Origin of the sequence: Arcobacter siniprincipis (SeqCode), from assembly GCF_048571125.1 — a bacterium.
Classification (GTDB): Bacteria; Campylobacterota; Campylobacteria; order Campylobacterales; family Arcobacteraceae; genus Arcobacter; species Arcobacter siniprincipis.
The window spans coordinates 2,942,972-2,968,036 of record NZ_CP182343.1 but is presented as its reverse complement, the minus strand read 5'-3'; the positions used below and the strand labels follow the sequence as shown (position 1 = coordinate 2,968,036).

Annotated in this window: 26 protein-coding genes; 15 read left to right on the top strand and 11 right to left on the bottom strand. The window is 28.0% G+C overall.

Features of this window, described 5'->3' with window-relative positions; translation table 11 throughout:
- Positions 1-2: 2 nt before the first annotated feature.
- Positions 3-1,025 (bottom strand): ketol-acid reductoisomerase, encoded by a 1,023-nt coding sequence (ilvC, locus tag ACNI3D_RS15090; RefSeq protein WP_129099518.1) that lies wholly within the window; start codon positions 1,023-1,025, stop codon positions 3-5.
- A gap of 107 nt (positions 1,026-1,132) precedes the next feature.
- On the opposite strand from ilvC, the gene ACNI3D_RS15085 reads away from it, so the two are divergent.
- The 6 genes from ACNI3D_RS15085 to ACNI3D_RS15060 all read left to right on the top strand — a co-directional run bounded on the left by ACNI3D_RS15085 (position 1,133) and on the right by ACNI3D_RS15060 (position 6,325).
- Positions 1,133-2,989, top strand: a complete 1,857-nt coding sequence (locus tag ACNI3D_RS15085) for an RNB domain-containing ribonuclease (protein WP_419767587.1) — start codon at positions 1,133-1,135, stop codon at positions 2,987-2,989.
- Entirely contained in the window at positions 2,982-3,965 is a 984-nt protein-coding gene (gene holA, locus ACNI3D_RS15080) for a DNA polymerase III subunit delta (protein WP_129099520.1), read from the top strand. Before ACNI3D_RS15085 ends, holA begins: the two co-directional genes overlap by 8 nt.
- Before the next feature lie 77 nt (positions 3,966-4,042).
- A complete protein-coding gene (gene rpsF, locus ACNI3D_RS15075; RefSeq protein ID WP_322785217.1) occupies positions 4,043-4,396 on the top strand; it encodes a 30S ribosomal protein S6 in 354 nt (117 codons plus the stop codon).
- A 20-nt stretch (positions 4,397-4,416) separates the two neighbouring features.
- On the top strand, positions 4,417-4,944 hold the full coding sequence (locus tag ACNI3D_RS15070; RefSeq protein ID WP_419767586.1) for a single-stranded DNA-binding protein: 528 nt from the start codon (positions 4,417-4,419) through the stop codon (positions 4,942-4,944).
- 15 nt (positions 4,945-4,959) lie between these two features.
- Positions 4,960-5,217 (top strand): 30S ribosomal protein S18, encoded by a 258-nt coding sequence (gene rpsR, locus ACNI3D_RS15065; protein ID WP_375724795.1) that lies wholly within the window; start codon positions 4,960-4,962, stop codon positions 5,215-5,217.
- Between the two features lie 148 nt (positions 5,218-5,365).
- Positions 5,366-6,325 (top strand): SPM autocatalytic domain-containing protein, encoded by a 960-nt coding sequence (locus ACNI3D_RS15060; protein ID WP_419767585.1) that lies wholly within the window; start codon positions 5,366-5,368, stop codon positions 6,323-6,325.
- Between the two features lie 7 nt (positions 6,326-6,332).
- Here the strand turns inward: ACNI3D_RS15060 and cysS are convergent, their stop codons facing one another.
- Complete coding sequence (cysS, locus tag ACNI3D_RS15055; protein WP_419769002.1) at positions 6,333-7,727, bottom strand: cysteine--tRNA ligase; 1,395 nt, start codon at positions 7,725-7,727, stop codon at positions 6,333-6,335.
- A gap of 8 nt (positions 7,728-7,735) precedes the next feature.
- Positions 7,736-8,911, bottom strand: coding sequence for a transcription termination factor NusA (gene nusA, locus ACNI3D_RS15050; RefSeq protein WP_419767584.1), 1,176 nt, complete (start codon positions 8,909-8,911; stop codon positions 7,736-7,738).
- A gap of 150 nt (positions 8,912-9,061) precedes the next feature.
- Between nusA and ACNI3D_RS15045 the strand changes: the two genes are divergently transcribed.
- Genes ACNI3D_RS15045 through ACNI3D_RS15030 form a run of 4 tightly spaced genes read left to right on the top strand, consistent with a single transcriptional unit; the run spans position 9,062 to position 12,851 of the window.
- Positions 9,062-9,304, top strand: a complete 243-nt coding sequence (locus tag ACNI3D_RS15045; protein WP_375724792.1) for an HP0268 family nuclease — start codon at positions 9,062-9,064, stop codon at positions 9,302-9,304.
- 18 nt (positions 9,305-9,322) lie between these two features.
- Positions 9,323-10,642 carry a tRNA (N6-isopentenyl adenosine(37)-C2)-methylthiotransferase MiaB gene (gene miaB, locus ACNI3D_RS15040; RefSeq protein ID WP_419767583.1) on the top strand — a complete coding sequence of 440 codons (1,320 nt, stop codon included), beginning with the start codon at positions 9,323-9,325 and terminating at the stop codon, positions 10,640-10,642.
- Positions 10,639-11,253: a lysophospholipid acyltransferase family protein gene (locus ACNI3D_RS15035; protein ID WP_129099528.1), complete on the top strand. Its 615-nt coding sequence runs from the start codon at positions 10,639-10,641 to the stop codon at positions 11,251-11,253. The genes miaB and ACNI3D_RS15035 overlap by 4 nt, the downstream gene beginning before the upstream one ends.
- 11 nt (positions 11,254-11,264) lie before the next feature.
- Entirely contained in the window at positions 11,265-12,851 is a 1,587-nt protein-coding gene (locus tag ACNI3D_RS15030; protein ID WP_419767582.1) for a DUF8569 domain-containing protein, read from the top strand.
- A gap of 1 nt (position 12,852) precedes the next feature.
- Here ACNI3D_RS15030 and mqnE read toward each other — a convergent pair whose 3' ends face one another.
- The 5 genes from mqnE to ACNI3D_RS15005 form a co-directional block, all read right to left on the bottom strand.
- Entirely contained in the window at positions 12,853-13,914 is a 1,062-nt protein-coding gene (gene mqnE / locus ACNI3D_RS15025; protein WP_419767581.1) for an aminofutalosine synthase MqnE, read from the bottom strand.
- 1 nt (position 13,915) lies between these two features.
- Complete coding sequence (locus ACNI3D_RS15020) at positions 13,916-14,233, bottom strand: hypothetical protein (protein ID WP_129099531.1); 318 nt, start codon at positions 14,231-14,233, stop codon at positions 13,916-13,918.
- Entirely contained in the window at positions 14,230-14,877 is a 648-nt protein-coding gene (locus ACNI3D_RS15015; protein ID WP_419767580.1) for a carbonic anhydrase, read from the bottom strand. Before ACNI3D_RS15015 ends, ACNI3D_RS15020 begins: the two co-directional genes overlap by 4 nt.
- A gap of 13 nt (positions 14,878-14,890) precedes the next feature.
- Positions 14,891-15,979, bottom strand: coding sequence for an aminotransferase class I/II-fold pyridoxal phosphate-dependent enzyme (locus tag ACNI3D_RS15010; RefSeq protein WP_419767579.1), 1,089 nt, complete (start codon positions 15,977-15,979; stop codon positions 14,891-14,893).
- A gap of 184 nt (positions 15,980-16,163) precedes the next feature.
- Entirely contained in the window at positions 16,164-17,768 is a 1,605-nt protein-coding gene (locus ACNI3D_RS15005; protein WP_419767578.1) for a cation:proton antiporter domain-containing protein, read from the bottom strand.
- Positions 17,769-17,856: 88 nt separating this feature from the next.
- Between ACNI3D_RS15005 and ACNI3D_RS15000 the strand changes: the two genes are divergently transcribed.
- On the top strand, positions 17,857-18,525 hold the full coding sequence (locus tag ACNI3D_RS15000) for a DUF502 domain-containing protein (RefSeq protein WP_419767577.1): 669 nt from the start codon (positions 17,857-17,859) through the stop codon (positions 18,523-18,525).
- Between the two features lie 102 nt (positions 18,526-18,627).
- Positions 18,628-20,040 carry a chloride channel protein gene (locus ACNI3D_RS14995; protein ID WP_129099536.1) on the top strand — a complete coding sequence of 471 codons (1,413 nt, stop codon included), beginning with the start codon at positions 18,628-18,630 and terminating at the stop codon, positions 20,038-20,040.
- On the opposite strand, the gene ACNI3D_RS14990 is transcribed toward ACNI3D_RS14995, so the two are convergent.
- The 3 genes from ACNI3D_RS14990 to ACNI3D_RS14980 form a co-directional block, all read right to left on the bottom strand.
- Positions 20,035-20,370 (bottom strand): YraN family protein, encoded by a 336-nt coding sequence (locus tag ACNI3D_RS14990; RefSeq protein WP_419767576.1) that lies wholly within the window; start codon positions 20,368-20,370, stop codon positions 20,035-20,037. The genes ACNI3D_RS14995 and ACNI3D_RS14990 overlap by 6 nt on opposite strands.
- 6 nt (positions 20,371-20,376) lie before the next feature.
- Positions 20,377-20,577, bottom strand: a complete 201-nt coding sequence (thiS, locus tag ACNI3D_RS14985) for a sulfur carrier protein ThiS (protein ID WP_129099538.1) — start codon at positions 20,575-20,577, stop codon at positions 20,377-20,379.
- Positions 20,578-20,654: 77 nt separating this feature from the next.
- Positions 20,655-21,764: an aminotransferase-like domain-containing protein gene (locus tag ACNI3D_RS14980; protein WP_129099539.1), complete on the bottom strand. Its 1,110-nt coding sequence runs from the start codon at positions 21,762-21,764 to the stop codon at positions 20,655-20,657.
- Between the two features lie 105 nt (positions 21,765-21,869).
- Between ACNI3D_RS14980 and ACNI3D_RS14975 the strand changes: the two genes are divergently transcribed.
- The 3 genes from ACNI3D_RS14975 to ACNI3D_RS14965 are packed head-to-tail and all read left to right on the top strand — an operon-like array spanning position 21,870 to position 25,056.
- A complete protein-coding gene (locus ACNI3D_RS14975) occupies positions 21,870-22,748 on the top strand; it encodes an AraC family transcriptional regulator (RefSeq protein WP_129099540.1) in 879 nt (292 codons plus the stop codon).
- Between the two features lie 53 nt (positions 22,749-22,801).
- Positions 22,802-23,647: a YitT family protein gene (locus tag ACNI3D_RS14970; RefSeq protein WP_419767575.1), complete on the top strand. Its 846-nt coding sequence runs from the start codon at positions 22,802-22,804 to the stop codon at positions 23,645-23,647.
- On the top strand, positions 23,644-25,056 hold the full coding sequence (locus ACNI3D_RS14965; RefSeq protein WP_419767574.1) for a leucyl aminopeptidase: 1,413 nt from the start codon (positions 23,644-23,646) through the stop codon (positions 25,054-25,056). The genes ACNI3D_RS14970 and ACNI3D_RS14965 overlap by 4 nt, the downstream gene beginning before the upstream one ends.
- Positions 25,057-25,065 lie beyond the last annotated feature (9 nt).

Genomic DNA, 25,065 nt, shown 5'->3' with positions numbered 1-25,065 from the left:
AATTAGTTTTTATTTAAGTCTACGATTTTGCTTGAAGAAATCCAAGGCATCATTTTTCTTAATTTATTACCAGTTTGCTCAATTAAAGAAGCTTTTGCATTAGCTCTTTCAGCATTCATTCTTGGGTATCCAGCTTGACCTTCTAAGATGAAATCTTTTGCAAATCTACCATCTTGAATCTCTTTTAAGATTTCTTTCATTGCTGCTTTACTTTCAGCATTGATAACTCTTTTTCCAGATACATAATCACCGTATTCAGCAGTATTAGAAATAGAATATCTCATATCAGAAATTCCACCCTCATACATTAAGTCAACGATTAATTTTAACTCATGTAAACACTCAAAATATGCCATTTCTGGTTCATATCCAGCTTCAGTTAAAGTTTCAAATCCAGCTTGAACTAAAGAAACAGCTCCACCACATAATACAGCTTGCTCTCCAAAAAGGTCAGTTTCTGTTTCATCTTTAAATGTAGTTTCAATAATACCAGTTCTTCCACCACCAATAGCTGATGCGTAAGCTAGTGCTACTTCTTTTGTATCTCCACTTGGATTAGTTTCAACAGCAATAAGGTCAGGAATTCCTCCACCTTTTGTGAATTCATTTCTAACTGTATGACCTGGAGCTTTAGGAGCAATCATCATTACATTTGTTTTTGCATCAGGAATAATTCTTCCATAATGAATATTAAAACCATGCCCAAATGCTAAATAAGCACCATCTTTAAGGTTTGGTTTAATTTCTGAATAATAAATTTCAGATTGATTTTCATCTGGTAATAAAATCATTACAACATCAGCACCAGTTGTTGCTTCTGCAACTGTTTTTACAACAAAACCTTTTGCTTCTGCTTTAGCCCAAGAACTCCCACCTTTTCTTAGTCCAATAACAACTTCAACTCCAGAATCTCTTAAGTTCTCAGCGTGAGCATGCCCTTGTGATCCAAAACCTATCATTGCTACTTTTTTTGATTTGATTAGTTCTATATTACAATCTTTATCATAGTAAACATTTATTGCCATTAAATAATCCTTTAAAATAATTTTTGAGGATTATATCAAAAGTAACCTAAATGTAAATAAAAGAGTTATATAATGTATACTTAAATAAAAGAAAATTAGGATAAGTTTTGATTCAAACTATTTTTAGAAAAGTTATATCTGGCAGTGAAGATTTTACAGAAAATGAAAAAGAGTATTTAGTGCCATTTATAAAAGATGATATTGTAAGTTATGAAGATGGCATTTATAAACTTAATTCAAAGTATAGAGTGGGAATTGTAAAAATAAAAAATAAATTCGCTTCTTTGAGTGACTTGGATAATGAGCACAAAAATTTAAAACTGGATATAGATGATTTGAAAGGTGCTTATAACAATGACTTGATTTTGGTAAAAAGAGTATTTAATCCAAGATCTTCATTTAAAGCAAAAGTTGAAAAAGTATTATATACCCATGCAACTTCCCTTTTAGTTTATGTAAATAATGGTGAAGTATTTAGTGTAAAAGAGGGAATAAAGTTAGAACTTAAAATAGATTTTAGCTCTTTTACAAATGGAAATATTTATGTGATAAATAGTAAAACATTTGAAATAGAAAAAGATGTTGGAAATATACAAGACCCAAAAGTTGATCAATTTATTTCACTGTTTTTATATGATGAACTTATAAGATTAGAAAAGCATTTAGATGTTGATGCAAAGATGAATGATACAAATGAAAGAGTTGATTTAACAGCTTTGCCATTTACAACTATAGATCCTGCAAGTGCAAAAGACCATGATGATGCTATTTATTTTGATGTAAAAGAAAATACACTTTATGTGGCTATTGCTGATGTTTCATACTTCGTAAAAGAGAATAGTGAACTTGATAAACAAGCTTTACAAAAATCAACTTCTATTTATCTACCAAATAAAGTTTTACCTATGCTTCCTCCAAGTTTAAGTGAAGAGATGTGTTCACTTAAAGAGAATGTTGATAGATACTCTTATGTTTTTAAAATATATTTAGATAAAGATTATGAAATAATCAAATCAGAACTTTTTGAAGCCATTATTAAATCACATAAGAAATTCTCTTATGGAAGGATTGATAGGGTAATAGAAGGACACTTGGATAAATATAACGAAACAGAAAAAGAGATTTTTGATTATTTGATTCCTTTGTATGATATTACTAAAAAAATTAGAGCAAAAAGATTACAAAAAGGTTATGATTTTATAAGTAAAGAGTATAGACAAAAATTAAATCATAATTTAGAATTAGAAGGAATCTCTGTAGAAGAATCAACGGCCTCTCACCAACTAATAGAAGAGTGTATGTTATTAGCAAATATAGAAGCTAGTAAAAAACTAAGCAATGTGGGAATTTTTAGAATTCATGAAGAACCATCTTTTCAATCTTTATCAAAACTAGTTGATGAGGTAAATTTACTTGGAATAAAAGCAGAAGTAAAATCATCTGTTCATGAGACAATTACTGATATTCAAGCAAGAGCAAAAAATAGTGTTTTGATAGAAGAGATAAATGATTTGATAATAAAGTCCCAATCACAAGCAAAATATTCATCTAAAAACTTAGGTCACTTTGGTTTGGGCTTTGATTCTTATTCCCACTTTACAAGTCCTATTAGAAGATATTCAGATTTAGTTCTTCATCGAATGTTAAAAACTAAAAAAGCACCTGCAAGTATTGATGATATATGCGAACATATATCTGCAAATGAGAGAAAAGTAGACCAACTTGTTTGGGATTTTGAAGATAGAAAGTATGCAAGATGGGCAAAAAATCATATTGGAGAAGAGTTCAAAGCTCAAATAGTAGATATAGAAAGAGGAATTGCTAAATTTTATAAAGATATGCCAGGACTTAGAATTCATCTAGATAACTACAGGGGTGAAAAACTTTTTCTTAAGATAAAAATAACAATAAAATCAAGTGATATTATTAGCAAAAATATAGTTGGAACAATAAAAAATGTATAAAAATGAGTTTGATGGATTATTAAGAGCCAATAAAGAATTCTCTGCATATATGTTTTATGGGCAAAGTGATTATTTAGTAGAAAAGTATGCAAATCTTGTAGCAACAGGTGTTTCAGCTGGAGAAGAGATAGAAAAAGTCTATTTTGATGATTTTGATTTTAAATATGTAAAAAATAAACTTTTACAATCATCTCTTTTTGCAAGTAGAAATATTTTGCTTATAAAATTAAATAAAAAATTAAATAAAAATGAGACTACAGAATTAATAGAGGCTTGTAATATAAATAAAGATTCAAAAGTGATATTTGCTTGTATGGGAGATGGTGATTTTAAAACCATGGGTGGATATTTTACAAGTAAAAATAATAGTGTAAGTGTAAGAATGTTTACTCCATATCCAGGAGAAGCTATTCAAATACTTGAAAGTGAAGCTAGAGCATTAGGTTTGAAGTATGAAGTATCTGCATTAAACCATTTGTATTTTATGCACAGAAATGATTTAAATTTGAGTGTAAACGATTTAAAGAAATTATCTATATTAAACGAAGAATCTATCTCTTCAAAACTTGTAGAGCTACACTGTTTTGGAATAGGGTCTGTTTCTTTAGAAGATTTTTTGTTTAATTTATTAAGTGGACAATTAATAAAAAGAGATTTGCACTTTTTACTTGAAGAGGGAATGAATGAAATAAATTTATTAACTCAAATTGGAGCTTTCTTGCATCAACTTTTTATGATAAGTTCATATTCAAGAACAATTGGAACTCCAAATGCAAAAGAGATACTAGGTTATATTCCTCCTCAAAATATTTGGGAAAAGAAGACAAAACTAGCCATAAAAATAAAACCAGAACTCTTTTTAGAGTTGTTTAATTTCTTAAATGATTTGGAATTGGATTTGAAAAGTTCAAAAATTCCAGACCATAATGCATATATTCAAGCAAGTCTAAGAAAATTTTCAGACAAACTTAGATAAAATCTCAGACTTTACAAAAACCTTGCTGATATTTTTAATAATACCGGCGAAAACTAAAAGGAGAATGAATGTCAAGAATAAAACATTATGAAACAATGTTTATTGTAAAGCCTACAATGACTGAAGAAGAAACTGTAGCACAGATTGAGTTAGTGAAAGCTAACATTGAAAAAAATGGTGGAGAAATCGTATCTTTCGATGATATGGGAACTAGACAACTAGCTTATGAAATCGAAAAGCATAAAAGAGGTCATTACTATGTAATGTACTTTAGAGCACCAACAACTTCTATCTTAGAATTAGAAAGAAATTATAGAATTAATGAAAACATCATTAGATTTATTTTCATTAAATATGAGAGTAAAAAAGAAGTTACTGCTTGGACTAAACTAAGTGATGAAGCAGCTAAAAAGTCTGCTGCAAAGGCATAATTTTATAAAAGGAGCCGTAAATGTATAATAAAGTAGTTATGATAGGAAATCTTACACGAGATATTGAATTGAGATATTTACCAAGTGGTGCAGCAATAGCAAAAGGTGCAATTGCAACATCTTATAATTATAAGACTAGTACTGGTGAAAAGAAAGATGAAGTTTGTTTTTTAGATTTCAACATATTTAATAGAAGTGCTGAGGTTGCCAATCAATATTTACGAAAAGGCTCTAAAGTATTATTAGAAGGAAGACTTGTTTTTGAACAATGGACTGCACAAGATGGAACTAACAGAAGTAGACACTCTTTAAGAGTTGATACTATGAAAATGTTAGATTCAAAATCTGATTCACAAAATGGTGCTAATACTGGGTATGAAGGTGAGTATTCTCAACCACAAACTCAACAACCAGCTAGTAATCAGTACAATCAACCGCAGCAACCAGCTCAAAACAACTATGCTCAAGGTGGTATAAAAACTACAACTGAAAATAGTAGTTATAAAATACCAGAAATCGATATAGACGAAGACGAAATACCGTTCTAGAAAGAGGATAATAAAATGGCTGAGAGAAGAAAATACGGAAAAAAATATTGTAAATATACTGAGATGAAAATTGATTTCATTGATTATAAAAACACTGATTTATTAAGAATTTCAATGAGTGAAAGAGGTAAAATCATGCCTAGAAGACTTACTGGAAATTCTAAAAGTGCTCAAGAAATGGTTGAAAATGCAATCAAAAGAGCAAGACATATGGCATTGGTTCCATATATTGTAGATACTAAAAACCTTACTGATGCGGCATACGCAAGATAAGTTTTAGTTAATACTTTAAAAAAGGAAAGAAGATTTATCTTCTTTCCTTTTTTTATGCCCAAAATTCCAGAATAACTAAAAAGTTTTTTTAACAAAAAATTAATTAAATTCACTGTACAATTCTTAAATATAGATAAAAGGATTGAAGATGAAAATAGATTCTTATGAAGTAAATTTACAAGCAAATAGTAGCTTTGTTCAAAAATACGAAAAAAATACAAGTGCTAGTTCTTTTACAAAAACAGAAAATCCAGATGATAATAAAGATTTGTCAGTAAATATTGACCCTAAAAAACTGGTCTTTAGTAGTGAATCAGATTTATCAGTTGCAGATACAATTAAAAAAAGAATAATAGAACAATTACTTAATCATTTGTTTCAGGGGAATCATAAAATCAGTTTATATCCAAATGATTCTTCAAGTAAAGCTCAAGTGCCAGATAATCCTTATACTACAGGTAATAATCAAGAATGGGGTTTTTCATATGAAAGTAAAGAAGAGTATTATGAAAAAACAACTATAGATTTTAGTTCCCAAGCTACTATTAAAACATCAAATGGTGAGTTTAAAATCAATCTAAGCCTTTCATATTCAAATGAGTTTTATCAAAGACATGAAACAAAAATAAATGCCTATGGAAAAGGAGATAATCCATTTTATATTGATATGAAAAAAGATGGAAGAGATACAAGTGAAGTACCAAGAAATATGGGTTTTGAATTTGATGTAAATAAAGATAAAAAAAATAATGACATATCAACTTTACAGAATAATGCAAGTTATTTAGCAATAGATAAAAATGGAAATAATAAAGTTGATGATGGAAGTGAACTTTTTGGAGTAAATACAAATGATGGCTTTAAAGAATTAAGTAAATATGACGAAGATGGAAATGGTTGGATTGATGAAAATGATTCAGTATTTAATGATTTGCGTGTTTGGGAAAAGAAAGCAAATGGTGAAGGCTCACTCGTAACTTTAGCTGATTCAGGAATTGGAGCTATATATTTAGCAAATGTATCTTCAGTAAATGGAGGTCAAAGTTCAATGTTTTTGAAAGAAAATGGTGAGGCAGGAGTTATTAGTAGTGTGGATTATAGGGTTTAGAAGAAGTTTATAATTTCTCCCAAACCACACCATTTGGTGTATCCATAACTGAAATTCCTAAAGCTGTTAGTTCATCTCTAACATTATCAGCACTGTCAAAATCTTTTAACTTTTTAGCTTCTGTTCGTTTTTCAATTAATGCTTCTATTTTTTCTTTTGTATTTTTATCTATTCCAAATTGAAAATACTCATATGCATCATTAAAACAGATTCCTAAAATATCATTTGTAAATTCAAAGTTTGCTATCAACTCTTTTTTTAGATTTTTATCTTTTGGATTTTTATCTAATTTATCATTTGCATTGTTTGTCATATCATCAACAATCGAAATAGCTTTTGAACTATTTATATCATCATTTAGGGCACTTAAAACTTTTGCTTTAAATTCACTATTTACAGCTGAAGCAGTGCTTCCATAAACTCTTTTTTTCACTCTATAATATTTGTCAAGTCTTTTTTTAGAAGAGATTAAATCTTCTTCATTGAAGTTAAAATCTGTTCTATAATGTGCGGTTAGCAAATAAAATCTAACAACTTCACCACTATAAGATTTCAAAATATCTTTTAAGAAAAATGAGTTACCAAGTGATTTGCTCATCTTTTCGCCATCAATAGTTACAAAACCATTATGCATCCAATATTTTGCTAACTCTTTATGTGAAGAACATCTAGTTTGTGCAGCTTCATTTTCATGGTGAGGAAAAAGTAAATCAGCTCCTCCTCCATGAATATCTATTTGATAAGCTTCATCTTTGTATGCTAAGTGTTTTTCAATCATTGCACTACACTCTATGTGCCAGCCTGGACGACCTTTTCCAAAAGGAGCTTCAAAAGATACATCATTTGCTTTTTCAAACTTCCATAGGGCAAAATCAGATGAATTTCTTTTTTGAGTGTTTACTTCAACTCTAGCAATTGAGTTTTCATCACTTGCTCTTTTTGAGATATTTCCATAAGATTTATCTTTTGATACATCAAAATAAACACCATCTTCAATTATATAAGCAATATCTTTTGATAATAAATCATTTATCATCTCTATCATAGCACTTAAGTTTTGGGTTGCTTTTGGTTCAAGTGTATTATCTAAGATATTAAGTGAGTGCATATCAGCTTTGTAAGCATTTATATATTGTGTTGTGATATCTTCTAAAGATCTTGATGATTCATTCATTTTTTTTATGATTTTATCATCAATATCTGTAAAGTTTTTTGTCATAGTTACATTTAGATTATTCATTTTTAAGACTCTGTGTAACATGTCAAAAGCAATTGCACTTCTAGCATGTCCTAAATGAGAATCATCATAAACTGTTGGTCCACAAACATATATTTTTGCTTGGTTTTCAACTATTGGCTCAAATAAAACTTTCTCTTTTTTTACAGAGTCATAAATGAATATTTTTTCCATTATTTAAATAAAGCCTCTAATTCTGAAGTATCTTTTCTTCTTTCATCATTTGGAATTTCTGTTGAACCTTCAGTGCTTTGTGCATTATCTCCAACTTCCACAAGTTCAATTTCACATTTTGTAAGCATTGAAGCTAGTCTAATATTTAATCCTGATTTACCGATTGCTTTTGATTTTTGGTCACTTGAAATTGTAACAATTGCCTTATCTTTTTCATCATATTTTTCAGATTTCATAATTTGTACACTTTTAATAATAGCTGGACTTAAAGCTCGTGCAACAAACATTTCAGGAATAGTTGAATACTCAACACAATCAATATTTTCCCCATGTAATTGTTGGCTAACTGATGTTATTCTAACACCCTTAACACCAACAACAGAACCAATAGGGTCTATTTGTGGATCCATAGTAGAAAGTGCTATTTTAGCTCTACTTCCTGGGATTCTAGCACTTGCTTCTATTGTAATTCTTTCATCTTTTAGTTCAGGAACTTCTAGTGCTAAAAGAGCTTCAAGGAATTTTGGACTTGTTCTTGATAACTCAATGATTAAACCATTTGTTTTATCAATAGTAACAGCTTTTACAACTGCTTTTAAGTTATCTCCAACTTTAAAAGTTTCACCTTTTATTCTACTTTTTCTAGTAAGCATACCTTTTACTTCGCCAATTTCAACAAAAGTATTTTCAGCTCTATCAACTCTTGCTACTGAACCATTTATGATTTTTCCGATTTTAGATTTATATTTTGATACAAGATTTTCTTCTATATATCTTTGAAGTCTATATTCAAAATTATTGTGAAGAATTGTTGCAGCATTTCTTCCCATATTTTCAAATTCTAAATCATAATCTAAAAAGTCCCCAATATCTAAATCTGCATCAATCTCTTTTGCTTCACTTAAAGGAATAAAATTTTCAGGGTTAATAATGTTGTCATATTTATCAACTTCTTCTCCTTGAAGTCTTTTATCATCATCTTTTACAACTTCAATTTTTTGAAAAAGTTTTAGTCTTTTATTTTTTCTATCAATCTCTGCATCAAAAATTAAAGTATGATCAACCATCTTTTCACCAGTTTTAATTAGTGCTTCTTTCAACGCAGTTTCAACATGCTCAGATTTAATTCCTTTTTCATAAGCAATAGAATCTAGTATATCAATTATCTTATCCATTTATAACCTTTTTTTTAACATTGAACTATGATTTTTGTGATTTTCAATGTGAATGTAGAACAATATTATATCTAAAACTTCTTTTATAAAAATAAAAGTAACTTTAAGATAAAATATATAGTTAAATTTAAACATAAAAGGCTTATAGAGATGGAATTATTGTTCGCAAGAAACGAATTGAATGAAAAACCAAAAAAAGTAAAAATTGATAAGATAGTTGAAGAGTTAAAAGAACTTGGGCAAAAAATATTTTATTTTGATAAAGATAATTCACATAAAGACATGATGTCATTAGTAGATAGCCTAGAAGGTGAAGGTTTCAATGTGTATTTTAGAGAAGTAAAATACGGTTTAGCTGAGGATGAATATATGTATGAGGTACATGCACTTTAATTTTAAAGTGAAATTATAATGAGTAAAGAAGAATCTAAAAAATTATTTATACAAACGCTTGGTTGTCAGATGAATGATACTGACAGCCAACACATAATTGCTGAATTAGAAAAGTATAAAGATTATAAAACAACTGATAATATGGAAGATGCAGATCTTATTATTATCAACACTTGTTCAGTAAGAGAAAAGCCAGTGCAAAAACTTTTTTCAGAAATAGGGCAGTTTAATGCTAAGAAAAAAGATGGAGCTAAAATTGGTGTTTGTGGTTGTACGGCATCACATTTAGGAAAAGATATTATTAAAAGAGCGCCTTATGTTGATTTTGTTGTAGGTGCTAGAAATATTTCAAAAATAAAAGATATTATTGATGTAAAGGGTGCTGTTGAAATTTCAATAGAAAATGATGATAGTACTTATGAATTTGCTAGAAGTGAAACTTCTATGTACAAAACTTCTGTAAACATTTCAATTGGGTGTGATAAAGAGTGTACATATTGTATTGTTCCTGCAACAAGGGGTGATGAGATATCTATCCCACCTGAAATGATTGTTCAACAAATCCAAAAAGATGTGGACAAAGGTGCAGTAGAAGTTATGCTTTTAGGGCAAAATGTTAACTCTTATGGAAGAAGATTCTCAGATAAAAGAGCAAAAACAACTTTTACTAAACTTTTGCAAGAGATATCTAAAATAGAGGGTTTAAGAAGAATAAGATTTACATCTCCCCATCCTTTACATATGGATGATGAGTTTATTGAAGAGTTTTCTTCTAACCCAAAAATTAGTAAATGTATCCATATGCCACTTCAAAGTGGTTCTACTTCTATTTTAAAAGCTATGAAAAGAGGATACACAAAAGAGTGGTTCTTAAATAGAGCAGAAAAAATTAGAAGACTTGTACCAAATGTTAGAATTACAACTGATATTATTGTTGGTTTTCCAGGGGAAACACAAGAAGATTTTGAAGATACTATGGATGTAATAGAAAAGGTTAAATTTGATCAAATATTTAACTTCAAATATTCTCCTCGTCCAAATACAGCAGCCTTAGCTTTAAAAGATCAAGAGATAGATGATGAAATTGCAGGTGCTAGATTAATAAAAGTAATCGACTTGCATAAAGAACATTTAGTTGAACACATGAATTCATATGTTGGAAAAACTGTTGAAATTTTAGTTGAGAATCTAAAATCTGATGGTGAAGTTTGTGGATTTACAGATAATTGGTGTCAGGTTTTTGTAAAAGGAAGTGATGAACTTCTTGGAAAATTTGTAAAAGTAAAAATAAATGATGCAAGCAGAACAGCATTAAAAGGTGAAGTAATAAGCGAATGAAGCTTTTTTTTATAACACGAATTGTGCCATTTTTTTTGCAATTATTTGTAAGATTTGTATATTTAACAAATAAAAAGAATTTTCACCATCCAAAAGAGTTAAAAGATGATGTTTACATCGTCTCTTTTTGGCATGGTGAACTTTTAATGCAACCATTTAATTATCAAAAACTTAAACCAAAAGGTAAAGTAAGTGCTATGATAAGTGACCACAAAGATGGAGAAGCAATTACTAAAACTGTTGAGTATTTGGGAATTTATTCTATTAGAGGATCAAGTACTAGGGGTGGAACTAAAGCTTTAATTGGTGCAATAAAAGAGTTAAAAGGTGGAGATGATATTGCAATCACTCCTGATGGTCCAAAAGGGCCTAGATTTTCTGTTGCTGATGGAATAGTAGCAATTCATAAGAAAACTGATGCTAAAATTTTAGCATTCAATTGTAAGCCAAGTAAATATTGGCAATTTAATTCTTGGGATAAGTTTATTATTCCAAAACCATTTGGTGTGATAGATTTTTATGTGAGTGAGCCGTTTAGTGTATCGAATTTAGATATGCCCCAAGCTAAAGAGTTTATACAAAATAAACTTTTAGTTAATGCAATGAAATAAAAGAGGTTTTTATGTTTGCAAAAAATTCTCAATATATAAGTATTTTAAAATATGATACACAATTAAAAATTGACTTTAAAAAACTTAAAAATGAAGATTTAGATAAAACAGAAGAATCAACTTTTATAATTCATGACGAGATACTCTCAAGGGATATTGCACAAAAAATAAATCAATGGCAAGAAGCAATTCCAAAAACTTTTATTTCAACTTTGTGTTTATGCCAAGATGAAAAGATAATCAATAAAACTAATAAAAAATTATTAGAGTATTCAAAAGTTCAATTAAATAATAGTTTTGATGTTGTTGTAAAAAAAGAAAAACTTTTTGAAGTAGAACACTATTTTGAGTTTACTGGATTAGATTATGTATTTTCTCCTTTTCAAGTTTTAAATCTTCATTTAGAACAAAATCCAACTTCTAATACACTAGTTGTTTTAACAGTTAGCGATTATATTTATATTGTAATTGTAAATGAGTTAAATAAGATTGTTTTTAATAAAATACAAAAAGTTCCTGAATTCAAAGATATAAAAAGCTCTAGATTTTATGAATCAGAAGTATTGGGTCAAAAACTTTATGATGAAGTTTATTTTTTAGAATTACAAAATTTTATTTCTAAAACACTTAAAGAATTTTATACTAATAAAAGCGAGTGTTTTGTAGATAAAATAGATATTTTGTATACAATTAAACAATTAAGTGATGAACAAATTCAGCAATTAGAAGACGATATAATGATAAGTACGCATTATCACTATATTTCATTAAAAGATTCTATTTATGAACTTTCAAGAGGTCCTAATAGATTATTACAAACTTATGTAAAACCAAGAGTTAAAAAAGGCAAGTCTTCAACTAAATGGATTATATTACTATTGATATTTTTATTAGTAATAACTGGTAGTGGGATTTATTATAAAGATAAAGTTGTACAGATTGTTCAAAAAATTAAAACAATTAAAAAAGAAGAACCTAAAAAAATAACTATTGAAAAACAATATACTTTGCCAAATCATATAAATGCAAATAATCAAATAAGAGATGATATAGTAGTTTTATTAAATGCAGTTCCTTATGATATGGTGGTAGACACTTTAGAAGTTAAAAGTGATAATTCTACAATTACTGGTAAAATGCTAACTCCTGATTCTTATATTAAAGATATACAGCCTAAACTTTTAAAATTTTATAAATACTCAAATATACAAGTAAAAGATTCAAAAAATATTGCTCTTGATGTAAGTATATATAATAGTGATCCCGTTGAAATTGATACAAGTAAGATATATAATGAGGCACTTCCCAAATATATAAATGATGGATTTATGCCTGTAAAAAGAGTAAGTGATCAGTTGAAAATTATATTGCCAAAAAGTGCAGTGTTAGTGTATGATTCAACATTTAATTTGAATATTTCAACATACAATTATAGAGTAAATATGATAATAAATTCACCTATAGAGTTTTTTAATTTATTGAGTAACTTAAATAAAGAGTTATACTCAATAAATGTATCTTATCCAATAATATTCTTGAAAAATCAAGATTTAAGTATTGAAGTAGATTTTGGACTTCAATTTAATCAGAACAAATAGTTTACCAAACTTTTAGTTCCTTATAAACTGAGTCTCTTTCAACTGGAATAAATCCAGAATTTTTAATCAAATCAACAAATGAACTAATAGGTAGACCATTTGCACTTGCAGCTCCTGCTGCACTTTGAATTGATTCTTTTTCTATTGTTCCATCTAAATCATTTGCTCCAAATTCTTGTGCTACAAGAGCTAGTTTAACAGTAGAAGTTACCCAATAAGCTTTTATATTAGGAATGTTATCCAGTAAAATTCTTGAGATCGCCATAGTTTTTAGTATCTCTTGTCCTGTTAGGAAATCTTTTACTTTTAAGAAGTTATTTTCTTTTTGATAAACAAGAGGAATAAAGGCATTAAATCCACCACTTTTGTCTTGTAAGTCTCTTAATCTTAATATATGGTCGATTCTATGCTCTCTTGTTTCAATATGTCCAAAAAGCATAGTAGCATTACTCTTTTTGCCTTTTTTATGCCAAAGTTCATGGATATCAAGCCATTGTTGTGAAGTAACTTTCCCTCCACAGATTCTTTTTCTCACCTTTTCATCAAAGATTTCAGCTCCACCACCTGGCATTGAATCAACACCATATTCAACCATCAAATCAATTATCTCTTCATAACTTTTATTATACTGCTCACTCAAAAAATGAATTTCTGCTGCTGTTAAGGCTTTTATGTGGATATGTGGATAAGCAGTTTTTATTTTTTTGAAAATTTCTAAATACCATTCCAATCCAGTTTCTGGATTATGGGCAGATACTATATGGACTTCTTTTATGCCATTTAATGAAGAGTTTTTAACAACTTCCATAATCTCTTCATGTTTTAAAGTATAAGGTTTTGGATTTTTTCTACTTGCACTATATGCACAAAATTGGCATACATCTTTACAAATATTTGTAGGATTTATGTGTCTATTTATGTTAAAATAACTTTTTTTGCCATGTTTTTCTTCTCTTAGTTTATTTGCATATTTACCTAAAACAAATAAATCTAAATCATAAAGATCTAAAGCTTCTTCATAATTTAATCTTTCATTTTTCTCTAACTTCTCTATAATACTCATTTTATTTACACTCTATTTCTTTTTTAAATTTTCCATTATGTTCATTTATAAATCCATAACACTCTTGTTTGGTTTCTTCATTAGTAAAACCAACTTTAAATAATTTACTTCTTATTCTAGTTTCTTCATCTTCTACTTGTGAAACATTATATACCGTCACATTACTTACATTTTTATAGCCAAGTGAACTTAAAACTTCTGTTATTTTAGCGTCCCTTGATAGTGTGATTAATAAATATCCAACAATAGCTAAAATAATTAAAACTACTATAATAATTATACTTTTTCTAGGTATTTTTCTAACTTCTGTTTTACTCATATTGTAAATTCCTTTAATGGCTTAAAATTATCTTCACTTTTATCATAAAAATCAATATTCCCAGTTTCTATATCATAATACCATCCATGAATTAAAACTTCACCATTGTCAAATCTTTTTTTTACTTCAGGATAAGTTAATAAATTTTCAAGTTGATTTCTAATAGAGTTTCGCTCTGTTGCTCTATATTTCTCTTCTAGTGTTGTAAATTTTTGGCTTTTTAAAGTTCTTTGTTTAGCTTCTTCACCAAGTTTAAGCCAAACTTTTACATGTACCATTTTAGGATCATCTGAAATGTCATCATATAAAGCTTTACATGCACCACAGTGAGAATGCCCACAAATAATAATATTCTTAACATTTAGAACAGAAACTGCAAACTCAATAGCAGCAGCACTTCCATGGAAGTCTTCATCTTGTTTATATGGTGGTACAAAGTTACCAACATTTCTTAAAATAAACATATCACCTGGCTGAGTATCTAACATCAATTCAGGAGTAACTCTACTATCTGAACATCCAATAAACAAGACCTCTGGTCTTTGTCCTAGCTGAACACTCTCTTTCAAATCTTTTTCAAAGTAAGGGAAATATTCTTTTTTGAATTTTTCATTTCCTTTTATTAATCTTTTAATAGTATCCATAATTTCCTCTTGATTATATTTTAATTAGTTTACAAACTTTTTGTAAATCATCTATTGAAACATCTATTTTAGAAATAAGTCTAATAATAGCACTTTTTACTGTTGGTTGCCTAATAGCACCTACTATATAACCATTTTCCAAAACTTTTTTTTGTATTTCTAAAACTTTTTTGTTTTCACCAATTTCATAAGCTGTGATTAAAGACTTAGATTCAATGTCTAATTCTTCTTTTATAACTTTTTGTCGATTTTTAATTTTTGTTTTTATTTCATTTGTATTTGATAATATATATTTTAAAGATTCATTAGCTAAGGCTATGTCAAATAAAGATGGAGCAGTTGTGTAAATAACAGCTTTTGCTCTATTTATCAAAAAATCAATTATATTTTTTGATGATAAAATATATGCTCCATAGCTTCCATAAGCTTTTCCAAGAGTTCCCATTTTTATGTGATTTTTTTGTGGTTTGATATTGTAATAATCAAATATTCCTAAAAGATTCTCTCCAATAACTCCTGAACTATGTGCTTCATCAACTATTAATAAAGCATCATATTTATTTGATATATCGAAGAACTCTTTATGAGCAATATTTCCACTCATTGAATAAACACCCTCAATAGCAATAATGAATCTACCTTTTAATTCTCTAGTTTTAATTTTATTTTCTAAATCTTGGTAATCATTATGTGAAAAAAGAATTACTTGTTCTTTTTTTAACAGTTTTGTAGCAAGTATTCCACTTGCATGATACTCTTCATCTATAAAAAGTGTATCACCTTTTCGAACTAATGCTTCTATCATAGAGACATTTGCCAAAAATCCACTTCCAACCACCAAAGCTTCTTCAAATTTGTTTGCTTTTTTTAAATCATCTTCAAATTTTTTGTGAATTTGACTATATCCATTTACTAAGATTGAGGCTTTGGGGGATTTGTATTTTTGTTTTAACACATTTTCATAGGCATTTTTGAAAAGTGTTTCATTACTTGAAAGACCTAAGTAGTCATTTGAAGCTAAATCTATTAGCTTTTCATCAAATATCTTTCTTTGTCTATATAAGTTAGATTTTTTTATAGCATTAAGTTCTTTTTCGTACAAAAGAATCTCCCTAAATTTAGTTAGGGATTATAGTTAATTATTCATTAAATACGATTTAAGCCTTTTGGCTATGTTTTTGCTATTTTTATAAGTTAGTATTCAATATTAATTTTTTATATACAAGTCTTAAATTTACAATCTTTATAATTGACATTCACCAAAATAGTCAAATATTAAAGATTGTTTATTGAACCTCTAAACTCTCTTTTACAAGTAATTCAGCAACCTCTTGATAAGCATATACAAATTTTTTGATATTTAATTCTTTTAGCATTTTTTTCTCTTCTATACTATCAACTTTTACAACTAAATTTGCATCTTTATAAAATGATAAAACAGCAGTACAAATAAGACTTATTTTATTTATATTATCAAGTGTTATGATGATACTTGAGGTTTCATCAGCTTTAAGTGATTCTAAAACTGGAAGTTTATCTAAGTGTCCAAAGTATGCTTTAAAACCTCTTTTTCTAGCAAGTAAAACGTGTCTTAAGTCATCTGAAATAATTACAAAAGACACTTTTTTTTCTTCCAAAGTATTTGCAATCATTCTTCCAAGCATTGAATATCCACAAACAATAGTATGGTTTTTTTGATCAATTGGTGTAATTTTATCTGACTCATAAAACTCAACTACAAAATAAGAAGCTAATTTATAGATATTATTTACAATAAAAGGTGTAATTATCATAGATAAAACAGTAACCAAAATCAAAAATTTACTTAATTCTTCTGATATAATATTATTACTTGCAGCAAGGGCGAAAACTGCAAAAGAGAATTCTCCCACTTGACAAAGGGCAATCGCTGATTTTACCGAGTCACTTTTATTTTCTTTGAACTTAATAATAAAATAAATTACAGCCGCTTTTATAGCCATAACAGCTACAAAAATTAGTAATACATAATGAATATTTGAAAGTAAAAAACTAACATCTATTTTTGTCCCAACTGAAAAGAAAAACGTACCCAAAAGTAAATCTTTATAAGATGAAATATCTGATTCAACCTTTACATGAAAAGAACTATCAGCAATAATCATACCAGCAATAAAAGCACCAAGAGAGTATGTAAATCCTAAACTATGGGCTAAAATAGAAGTTCCAATTACTATTGATAAAACAGAAGCTAAAAATAACTCTTCAAGTTTTGTTTGTGTTGAAAACTTTAAAAGTAATGAAATAAGTCGTTTACCAATAATAAACATAAAAGCTATAATTCCAACAGCTGAAACCACTGTTTTTGAAAGTACTTCTTGCAGACTTAAGGTGTCATTTGATAAAAAGCTAATAAGTAAGAGTATTGGAATTACTGCTAAATCTTGAAATATTAAAATTGCAGTTGCTCTTTGTCCATAGGGAGTATATATATCTTTTGATTGTTTTAGATAAGTTAAAACAATGGCAGTTGAAGATAGTGAAAATGCGAGTGAAATAATTAAAGATGAATTTGTATCAATTGAAAAAACATATTTAGAAATAATAAATATAATAACTGCACTAATAAATACTTGAGAAAGACCATCAAAGATTAAAGCATTTTTCATTCTTTTTAGTTTCTCAATAGGCATTTCTAATCCTATAGAAAACATTAAAAAAACTATACCAAATTCAGCAATTAGATTTAAAGCATCAAGATCTTCTTCACCATTAAAATTAAATAAGGTACTTATTAGTGTACCAGTTATGATATATCCTAAAATATGTGAGACTGATAGTTTTTTAAATATGATATTTAAAATAGTCGAAATTGATAATGATATAAATAAAATAAATAGTATTGATTCCATATGATATATTATCAAAAAAATGAAATAATAGAAAAATTATTTGTATAGAAAATATCCAAATAATGATATAATTTTTTAAAGGATGAATATGTTAAATAAACTAAGAAATTTTTTAAGCCATGGTAAAAATCATATTTTTGAAATAATATTAAAAGGTCTTTTTTGGTTAGCTCCAATTATCGCTATTACAATTATAATTAACTGGATATATGGAAAAGTAGATGCAATAACAGGATATTTATTTAAAACTATTGGAATAAATCCTGAACATTTTCCTTTTATTTGGACAATTGTTGGTGTTTGTTTATTGTTATTTATCGCATATGTTGTTGGAATTTTTGTAGAGACAAGACTTGGAGATTTTGTTCAAAAAATATATTCTAAAATACCTGGATATGAGACAGTTAAAGAGCTTGTAAATATATTCAATACTTCAAAATCTGGGGAAAAGAAAGTATTAGTTGTCTTAATAAGAGGGTTCTCTAAAGAAGATTATAATATAGGTTTGATGTACTCTACTAATGAGAGTATTATTAAAGATCACTATACAGTTACTCTTTCAATGACCCCAATTCCAAATGGTGGATTTATGTTTGAAGTGCATAAAGATAAAATTTTAGTAATAGAAGAAGCAACTTTTGATACCAATTTACAATATTTACTATCAATGGGTGTAAAATCGATGGCGAATATTTTAAAAATAGATCCAAAAAACATAAATGAATTTAAAACAATTGATGAATATTTAAAAATTTAGAAATCTTAAAAATCTTTGATTTTTAGGGTTTATTCAAACTAAATATTATTTTTTTTCTGATATAATCCCTTACTAATAAAACACTTTTTTAAAGTAGCTAGCATGACAAATAAAAACTTAAATAAACACCTTGCTGAACAAACAGTGATGTTCGCAAGTATCACAAAATGGATATTAATCTCTTCTTTAATTGGTGCAATCGTTGGTGCAATCGTATCTTTATTTTTAAAGCTTCTAGAATATTGTGAAAACTCAAGAGAGCTACTTCCCTTTAATTATTATTATACCTTACCCTTTGCCCTTGTTATTACAGTATTTTTAATAAAAAAGTTTGCCCCAAGTGCACAAGGACATGGAACAGAAAAAGTTATTGAAGCTGTGCATAAAAAATCTGGTGAAATGGATATAAAAGTAATACCAGTAAAATTATTTGCAACTGTATTAACCATATTTGCAGGTGGTTCAGTTGGTAAAGAGGGGCCAGGGGCACAAATAGGTGCTGCTGCTGCTTCTTTTATAGCAAATTTATTTAAGTTTTCAAGACGAGATAAAAAGAAGATGGTTATTTGTGGTATTAGTGCTGGATTTGCTTCTGTATTTGGAACTCCATTAGCAGGTGCTATATTTGGTGTTGAGATACTAATTGTTGGTGCCTTGATGTATGATATTTTACTTCCATCTATTGTTGCTGGATTTTCTGCTTTTTTTGTAGCAAAAATGTTATTTGGTATTAGTTATACCTATTTTGATATTGCTTTTTATACGGTTTTTGATTTTAATTATGCACTAATAGCTAAAATCTTAATTGGTGGGATATTTTTTGGATTAGTAGCAGATTTTATTATTACTACTATGTCTGCAGTTGAAAAGTTTGCAAGTAGCTTAAAAATGAATTATATGTTAAAAGCTTTTTTAGGTGGAGTTGTAATTGTAATTCTTACAATGATTTTTGGAACTGAGTATTTAGGATTGGGATTTGAGACTATTAAAAGCTCACTGTCTTCTAGCTTTGAGCTTCACGAAAATGTGCCTTGGTATGCCTTTATCTTTAAAACTGTCTTTACTGCACTTACTTTAGGTTTTGGTGGAAGTGGAGGAGTTATTACTCCTGTGTTTTATATCGGGGCTACTAGTGGAAACTTCTTTGGTTGGCTAGTTGATGGATATATTCCACTATTTGCTGCGTTAGGGTTTGTAAGTGTTCTTGCAGGTGCTACTAGTGCTCCAATTGCAGCTATGATTATGGCAGTTGAACTTTTTGGTATGAATGTTGCCCACTATGCAGCTTTATCAATTATAATCGCCTTTTTAATGACAGGACATAGAAGTGTTTTCCCTTCTCAACTTTTAGCTATGAAAAAATCAGAAGCACTAGATGTGAATTTAGGGGAAGAGATTAATAATACCCATGCAACTTATACAACTAAGTTTTTTGAAAATATAACAAAAATAGGAAAACTAATTTATAGAAAACTAAAAGAGCAAAGAGCTAGAAATAAGGATGAAGACCTATAGAGTTATATTTTCTAAAAACTCTAGTTCTTCATTTACGATAATAATTGCATCTATACAAAATGCAACATTTAGTTTTTTAGTTTGTAAATAATAATCGGCACTTCTTTTTATTTTTGATAGTTTCGATTTAGTTATATTATTTACAGCTGCTTCATATTCAAGACCAGATTTTACTTCTACAAAATGATAAGTTTCATTTTTTGAAGCAATAATGTCAATTTCACCTATTTTTTTTGCAAAAAAGTTTTGCTCAACTATTTTAAAGCCTTGTTCGTTTAAGTATTCACAAGCTTTTGTTTCTGCATATTTTCCTTTATGCTGAGTAGACATATTTTATCAACCACCACCAACAAATTGTAACAATTCTAGTTTATCATCATTTTGTGGTTTATAATTTGTCCACTCATCTTTTTTAACAATTTCCATATTTACCGCTGCTGCCATAACTTTATCTTCGATTTTTAGTGAAGTAATAATTTCTTGCAAAGAGATTCCCTCTTGAAAGTTCTTCTCTTCGCCGTTTATAATAAGATTCATTACACTTTTCCCTCATGTAGGTTTATTTTAGTAATGATTTTATCAAAAATATCTTTATGTTAAGTCAAATAAAAATATTAAGATTTAAGAGCTTGGGCAATTATTTTTATACCTTTTGTAATATCTTCTAAACTAGAGTTTGTAAAATTAAATCTAATCTCATTTTTATTTTTATTTTTTACATAAAATTCGCAACCAGGTACAAATACAACTTTTCTTTTCATACATTTATTTAAAAGTTCAAAGCTATCAACATCTTTAAATTCACCATAGACAAACATCCCACCTTTTGGTTTTTCATAAACAAATTCAGGAAGATATTTATCTAATTGTTCACAAAAGTATTCTGATTTTTCTTTGTAGTATTTTCTTAAAATATTTAAGTGGTTTTGATATTTTTTATCATTTTTTAAATACTCATTTAAAAGATGTTGAGATAAACCACAACTATGTAAATCAATACTCTCTTTTATTACTAAAAGTTCATCGATTAATTTTTTATTTGCTCTTATCCAACCAATTCGAAGTGAGGGACAAAGTGTTTTTGAAAAAGAACCTAAATGAAAACTATTATTTGGAATAAGTGAGCTTATACTTTTGTTTTTTTCATCAAAATATAGTTCAGTATAAGGGCTATCTTCTATTAATAATCCATTATTCTTTTCAACTATTTTTGCTACTTCTTCTCTTTTGTATTTAGAATAAGTTCTAGTTGATGGGTTTTGAAAATCTGGAATCAAATAACTTAATTTTGATTTTTCAAAAGCTTTTTTAAAAGATTTCAACTCTATTCCATCACTTTCTAATGGAGCAGTTTTCATTTTCAAATCATTTAATTTAAAAGTATTAATTGCACCTAAATAAGAAGGATCTTCTAAAACTATAGATTTATTTTGGAAGTGTCTTGCTAAGATGTATAAAGCTTGTTGGCTTCCTGTAGTAATAAGTATATTTTCAGCTTCAGTTTCAAAGCCCTCATTACAATATTGTTTTGCAATTTTTTTTCTTAGGCTTTTAATTCCATTACTTAAACTATATTGCCAAACATCTCTTTTTTTTAAGATGTTATTTGCAGATAATTTCAAATCATCAACTGGAAATAATAAGCTATTTGGTAAACCACCTGCAAATGATATTGTCTCTTCATCTATTGCTTCAAGTATCTCTCTTATAAATGAGCGTTTCATTTAATCCTCTTTTTAGTGAAATGATATATGAATAAAATTTTTTATTCTTTACACTTTTTGCTATAAAAACTATCTATTCTTGCTAAAAATATAATATAATATTTTATGAAAAAAGAGACTTTAGAAAAACGAGCAAAAATCACTAATTACATTATGTACTATATTTACAAATATATTGATACCGATATAAATATAGATACCCTAAGTATGGATTTAAATATAAGTAAATTTCATATGCACCGTATATTTAAAGAAGAGTTTGGGAAAAATATTTATGAAGCAATTAAATCAATAAGATTACAAAAGGCTTCTACTTTACTTATTACAAATAAGTACTCAACTATTACCCAAATAGCTTCTATGTGTGGATATAGCTCACAAACTTCTTTTATAAGAGCATTTAAACAAAGATTTAATTGTACTCCTAAGAAGTGGAAAAATGATGGTTATAAAGAGTACTCTAAAGAGATTTTAAAAGATTCAATTGATTCTTTGGATTTAAATATTCCTGAATTTAATATTGAAGCAAAAATTGTAAAAATGCCCAAATTAAGAGCTTATTATATAAGACATGAAGGTTATGATAATAGTATAAAAAATATTTGGCAAAAACTTTATACTTGGACACTTACAAAAAATATAAAAAATTATAAACAAATAGGTATTCATCACGATAATCCAGTAATTACACCCCTTGATAAGTGTCAATATATAGCTTGTATAGTTTTAGAAGATGAGGTTGAAATAGAAGATTCTTCTCTTCCAACATTTTTAATTCCAGATGGGATATATGCAAAATTTCACTTAGAAGGTTTTTCTGGAGATACTTTAAAATTTATGCGATGGCTTTATCACACTTGGTTATTAAATAGTGGTTATGAGACTAAAACAGCACCTTCTTATTCAATATATGAAAAGAACCATTTTTTAGAAGATGATGAAAAATTTATTTTAGATTATTATTTACCTATTACATATGTATAAATAGTACTTAATATAAAATTGGTATAATCGCAAAAATTTATACTAGGGAAAATATGAAGAAAAAAGATTTGTTAAACTATTTATATGTTTTATTAGGAACTATGTCTTTGTCTTTTGGTGCTGTAACTTTATTATCTCCAAATGAGATAATAACAGGTGGAGGGATAGGTATTGCTTTACTTGTTCATTATGTATTTCCTAATCTTACTTTAGGTACATATATTATACTTGTCAGTGCTCCTTTTATAATTGTGGGATATATTTATTATGGTAAAAAATATACGATTAAAACACTAATTACAATGTTATTACTTTCATTCTTTACAGATTTTTTTAAAGAAGTTTTAGAATTAAAACCTTTAGTAAATGATATTCTTTTGGGAGCTATATTTGGTGGTATATTTGTTGGTCTAGGGGTTGGATTTATCATAAAAGGTAAATCATCAACAGGTAGTACTTCTATTTCAGGAGAATTAATAGCTTCAAAAACGAAGTTTAAAGTATCTGAAATATTATTAGCTCAAGATGCAGTGATTTTGATTAGTTCAATATTTGTATATGGAGATATTAAAAAATCATTTTATAGTCTTATTGGAGTTTATATTACTTCAAAAATTGTTGATATGGTATTAACAGGAAGACCATCTAAAAAAGTTGTTCATATAATCTCAAATAAGGTTGAAGATTTAACTGTACACATAAGAGAAAGAATTGAAGAGCATGGAGCTGTGATTACAGGAGTTGGTTTACATAAAGGGCAAGATAAGAATATAATCTTTGTAGCTGTTGAAACAAATAAAATACAATTATTAAGAGATATTATTTCAAAGCATGACCCAGAAGCATTTTTAATCATTTCAGAAGCTTCTGAAATACTAGGAAGAGGAACTAAAATATGAAAATAAAATTAAAAGAAATAGAAAAATTTGATATAGAGATTGTTATTTTAAAAAGTTTAAAAGAGTGCAAAAAAGAAGAAAAAGAGTTATTAAAACAAAGTGGTTTCAATGCAAATGAAGGTGAAGTTCTATTTCATGGGAAAAAGTTATATGTTGGTACAAACAAACTAAAAGGTGAAGATCTAAAAATCGCTTTTTCAAATGCTATAAAAGCTATTTTAAAAACAAAATATAAAAATGTAAAAATCTCCCTTGTAAATAAAGATAAGGAATTAAATCTAAAAAATATCGTAGAAGGTTTAGTTTTAGGAGCATATTCTTTTGATAAATATAAATCAAAAAAAGAAGAAAAAGAGTTAAATGTTTTTATTGATAACAAAGATTCAAAACACAAAAAAACTGATTTACAAAATGAGTTAAATGAAACAATAGCTATTTGTGAAAGTGTAAACTTGGTTCGAAATATTGTTAATACTACACCTGAAGATTTTACTCCAATAACAATGGCCGAAAAGGCAAAAGAAATATCTTTTGCAAATGGCTTAGAGTGCAAAATTCAAGGTGAAGAGTATTTAGAAAAGCATGGGATGAATGCTATGTTAGCAGTAGGTCGTGCTTCAAGACATGAAAGCCAACTTATACATTTAACATATAAACCCAAAAATCCAAAGGGAAAAATTGTTCTTGTGGGAAAAGGTTTAACTTATGATTGTGGAGGCTTGAGTTTAAAATCAGGTGAGGGTATGGTCTCTATGAAATGTGATAAAAGTGGAGCAAGTGCTGTTTTAGGAGTAATGAACTCTTTAAATGCTATTGCTTGTGAATATGAAGTTCATGGAATCTTAGGTGCTGTTGAAAATATGATTGGAGGAGATGCTTATAAACCAGATGATGTATTAGTAGCTCGTAATGGTAAAACTATAGAAGTGAGAAATACAGATGCGGAAGGAAGACTTGTACTTGCTGATTGTTTATGTTATGCCCAAGATGAGATTAAAGATATAGATTATATCTTTGATTTAGCAACATTGACAGGTGCTTGTATTATAGCTTTGGGAGAATATACAACTGGTGTAATGGGACATAACAAAAAACTAAAAGAGAAAATCAATAAAGCCTCAGATAAATCAGGGGAATTAGTTGGATTTTTACCATTTAATAGATATTTACCACCTATGATAAAAAGTGGTGTGGCTGATATTGTAAACTCAGTTGGCTCAAAAGCTGGAGGAGCAATAACTGCTGCACTATTTTTAGATAATTTTATAAAAGATGAGAATAAAAACAAATGGCTTCATTTTGATATAGCAGGAGCTGCTTATAGAGAAAAAGTATGGGGTTATAATCCTTACGGAGCAAGTGGAGCAGGGGTTAGACTTCTTTTAGAGTTTATGCAAAATCAAAAATAGCTTTTTTAG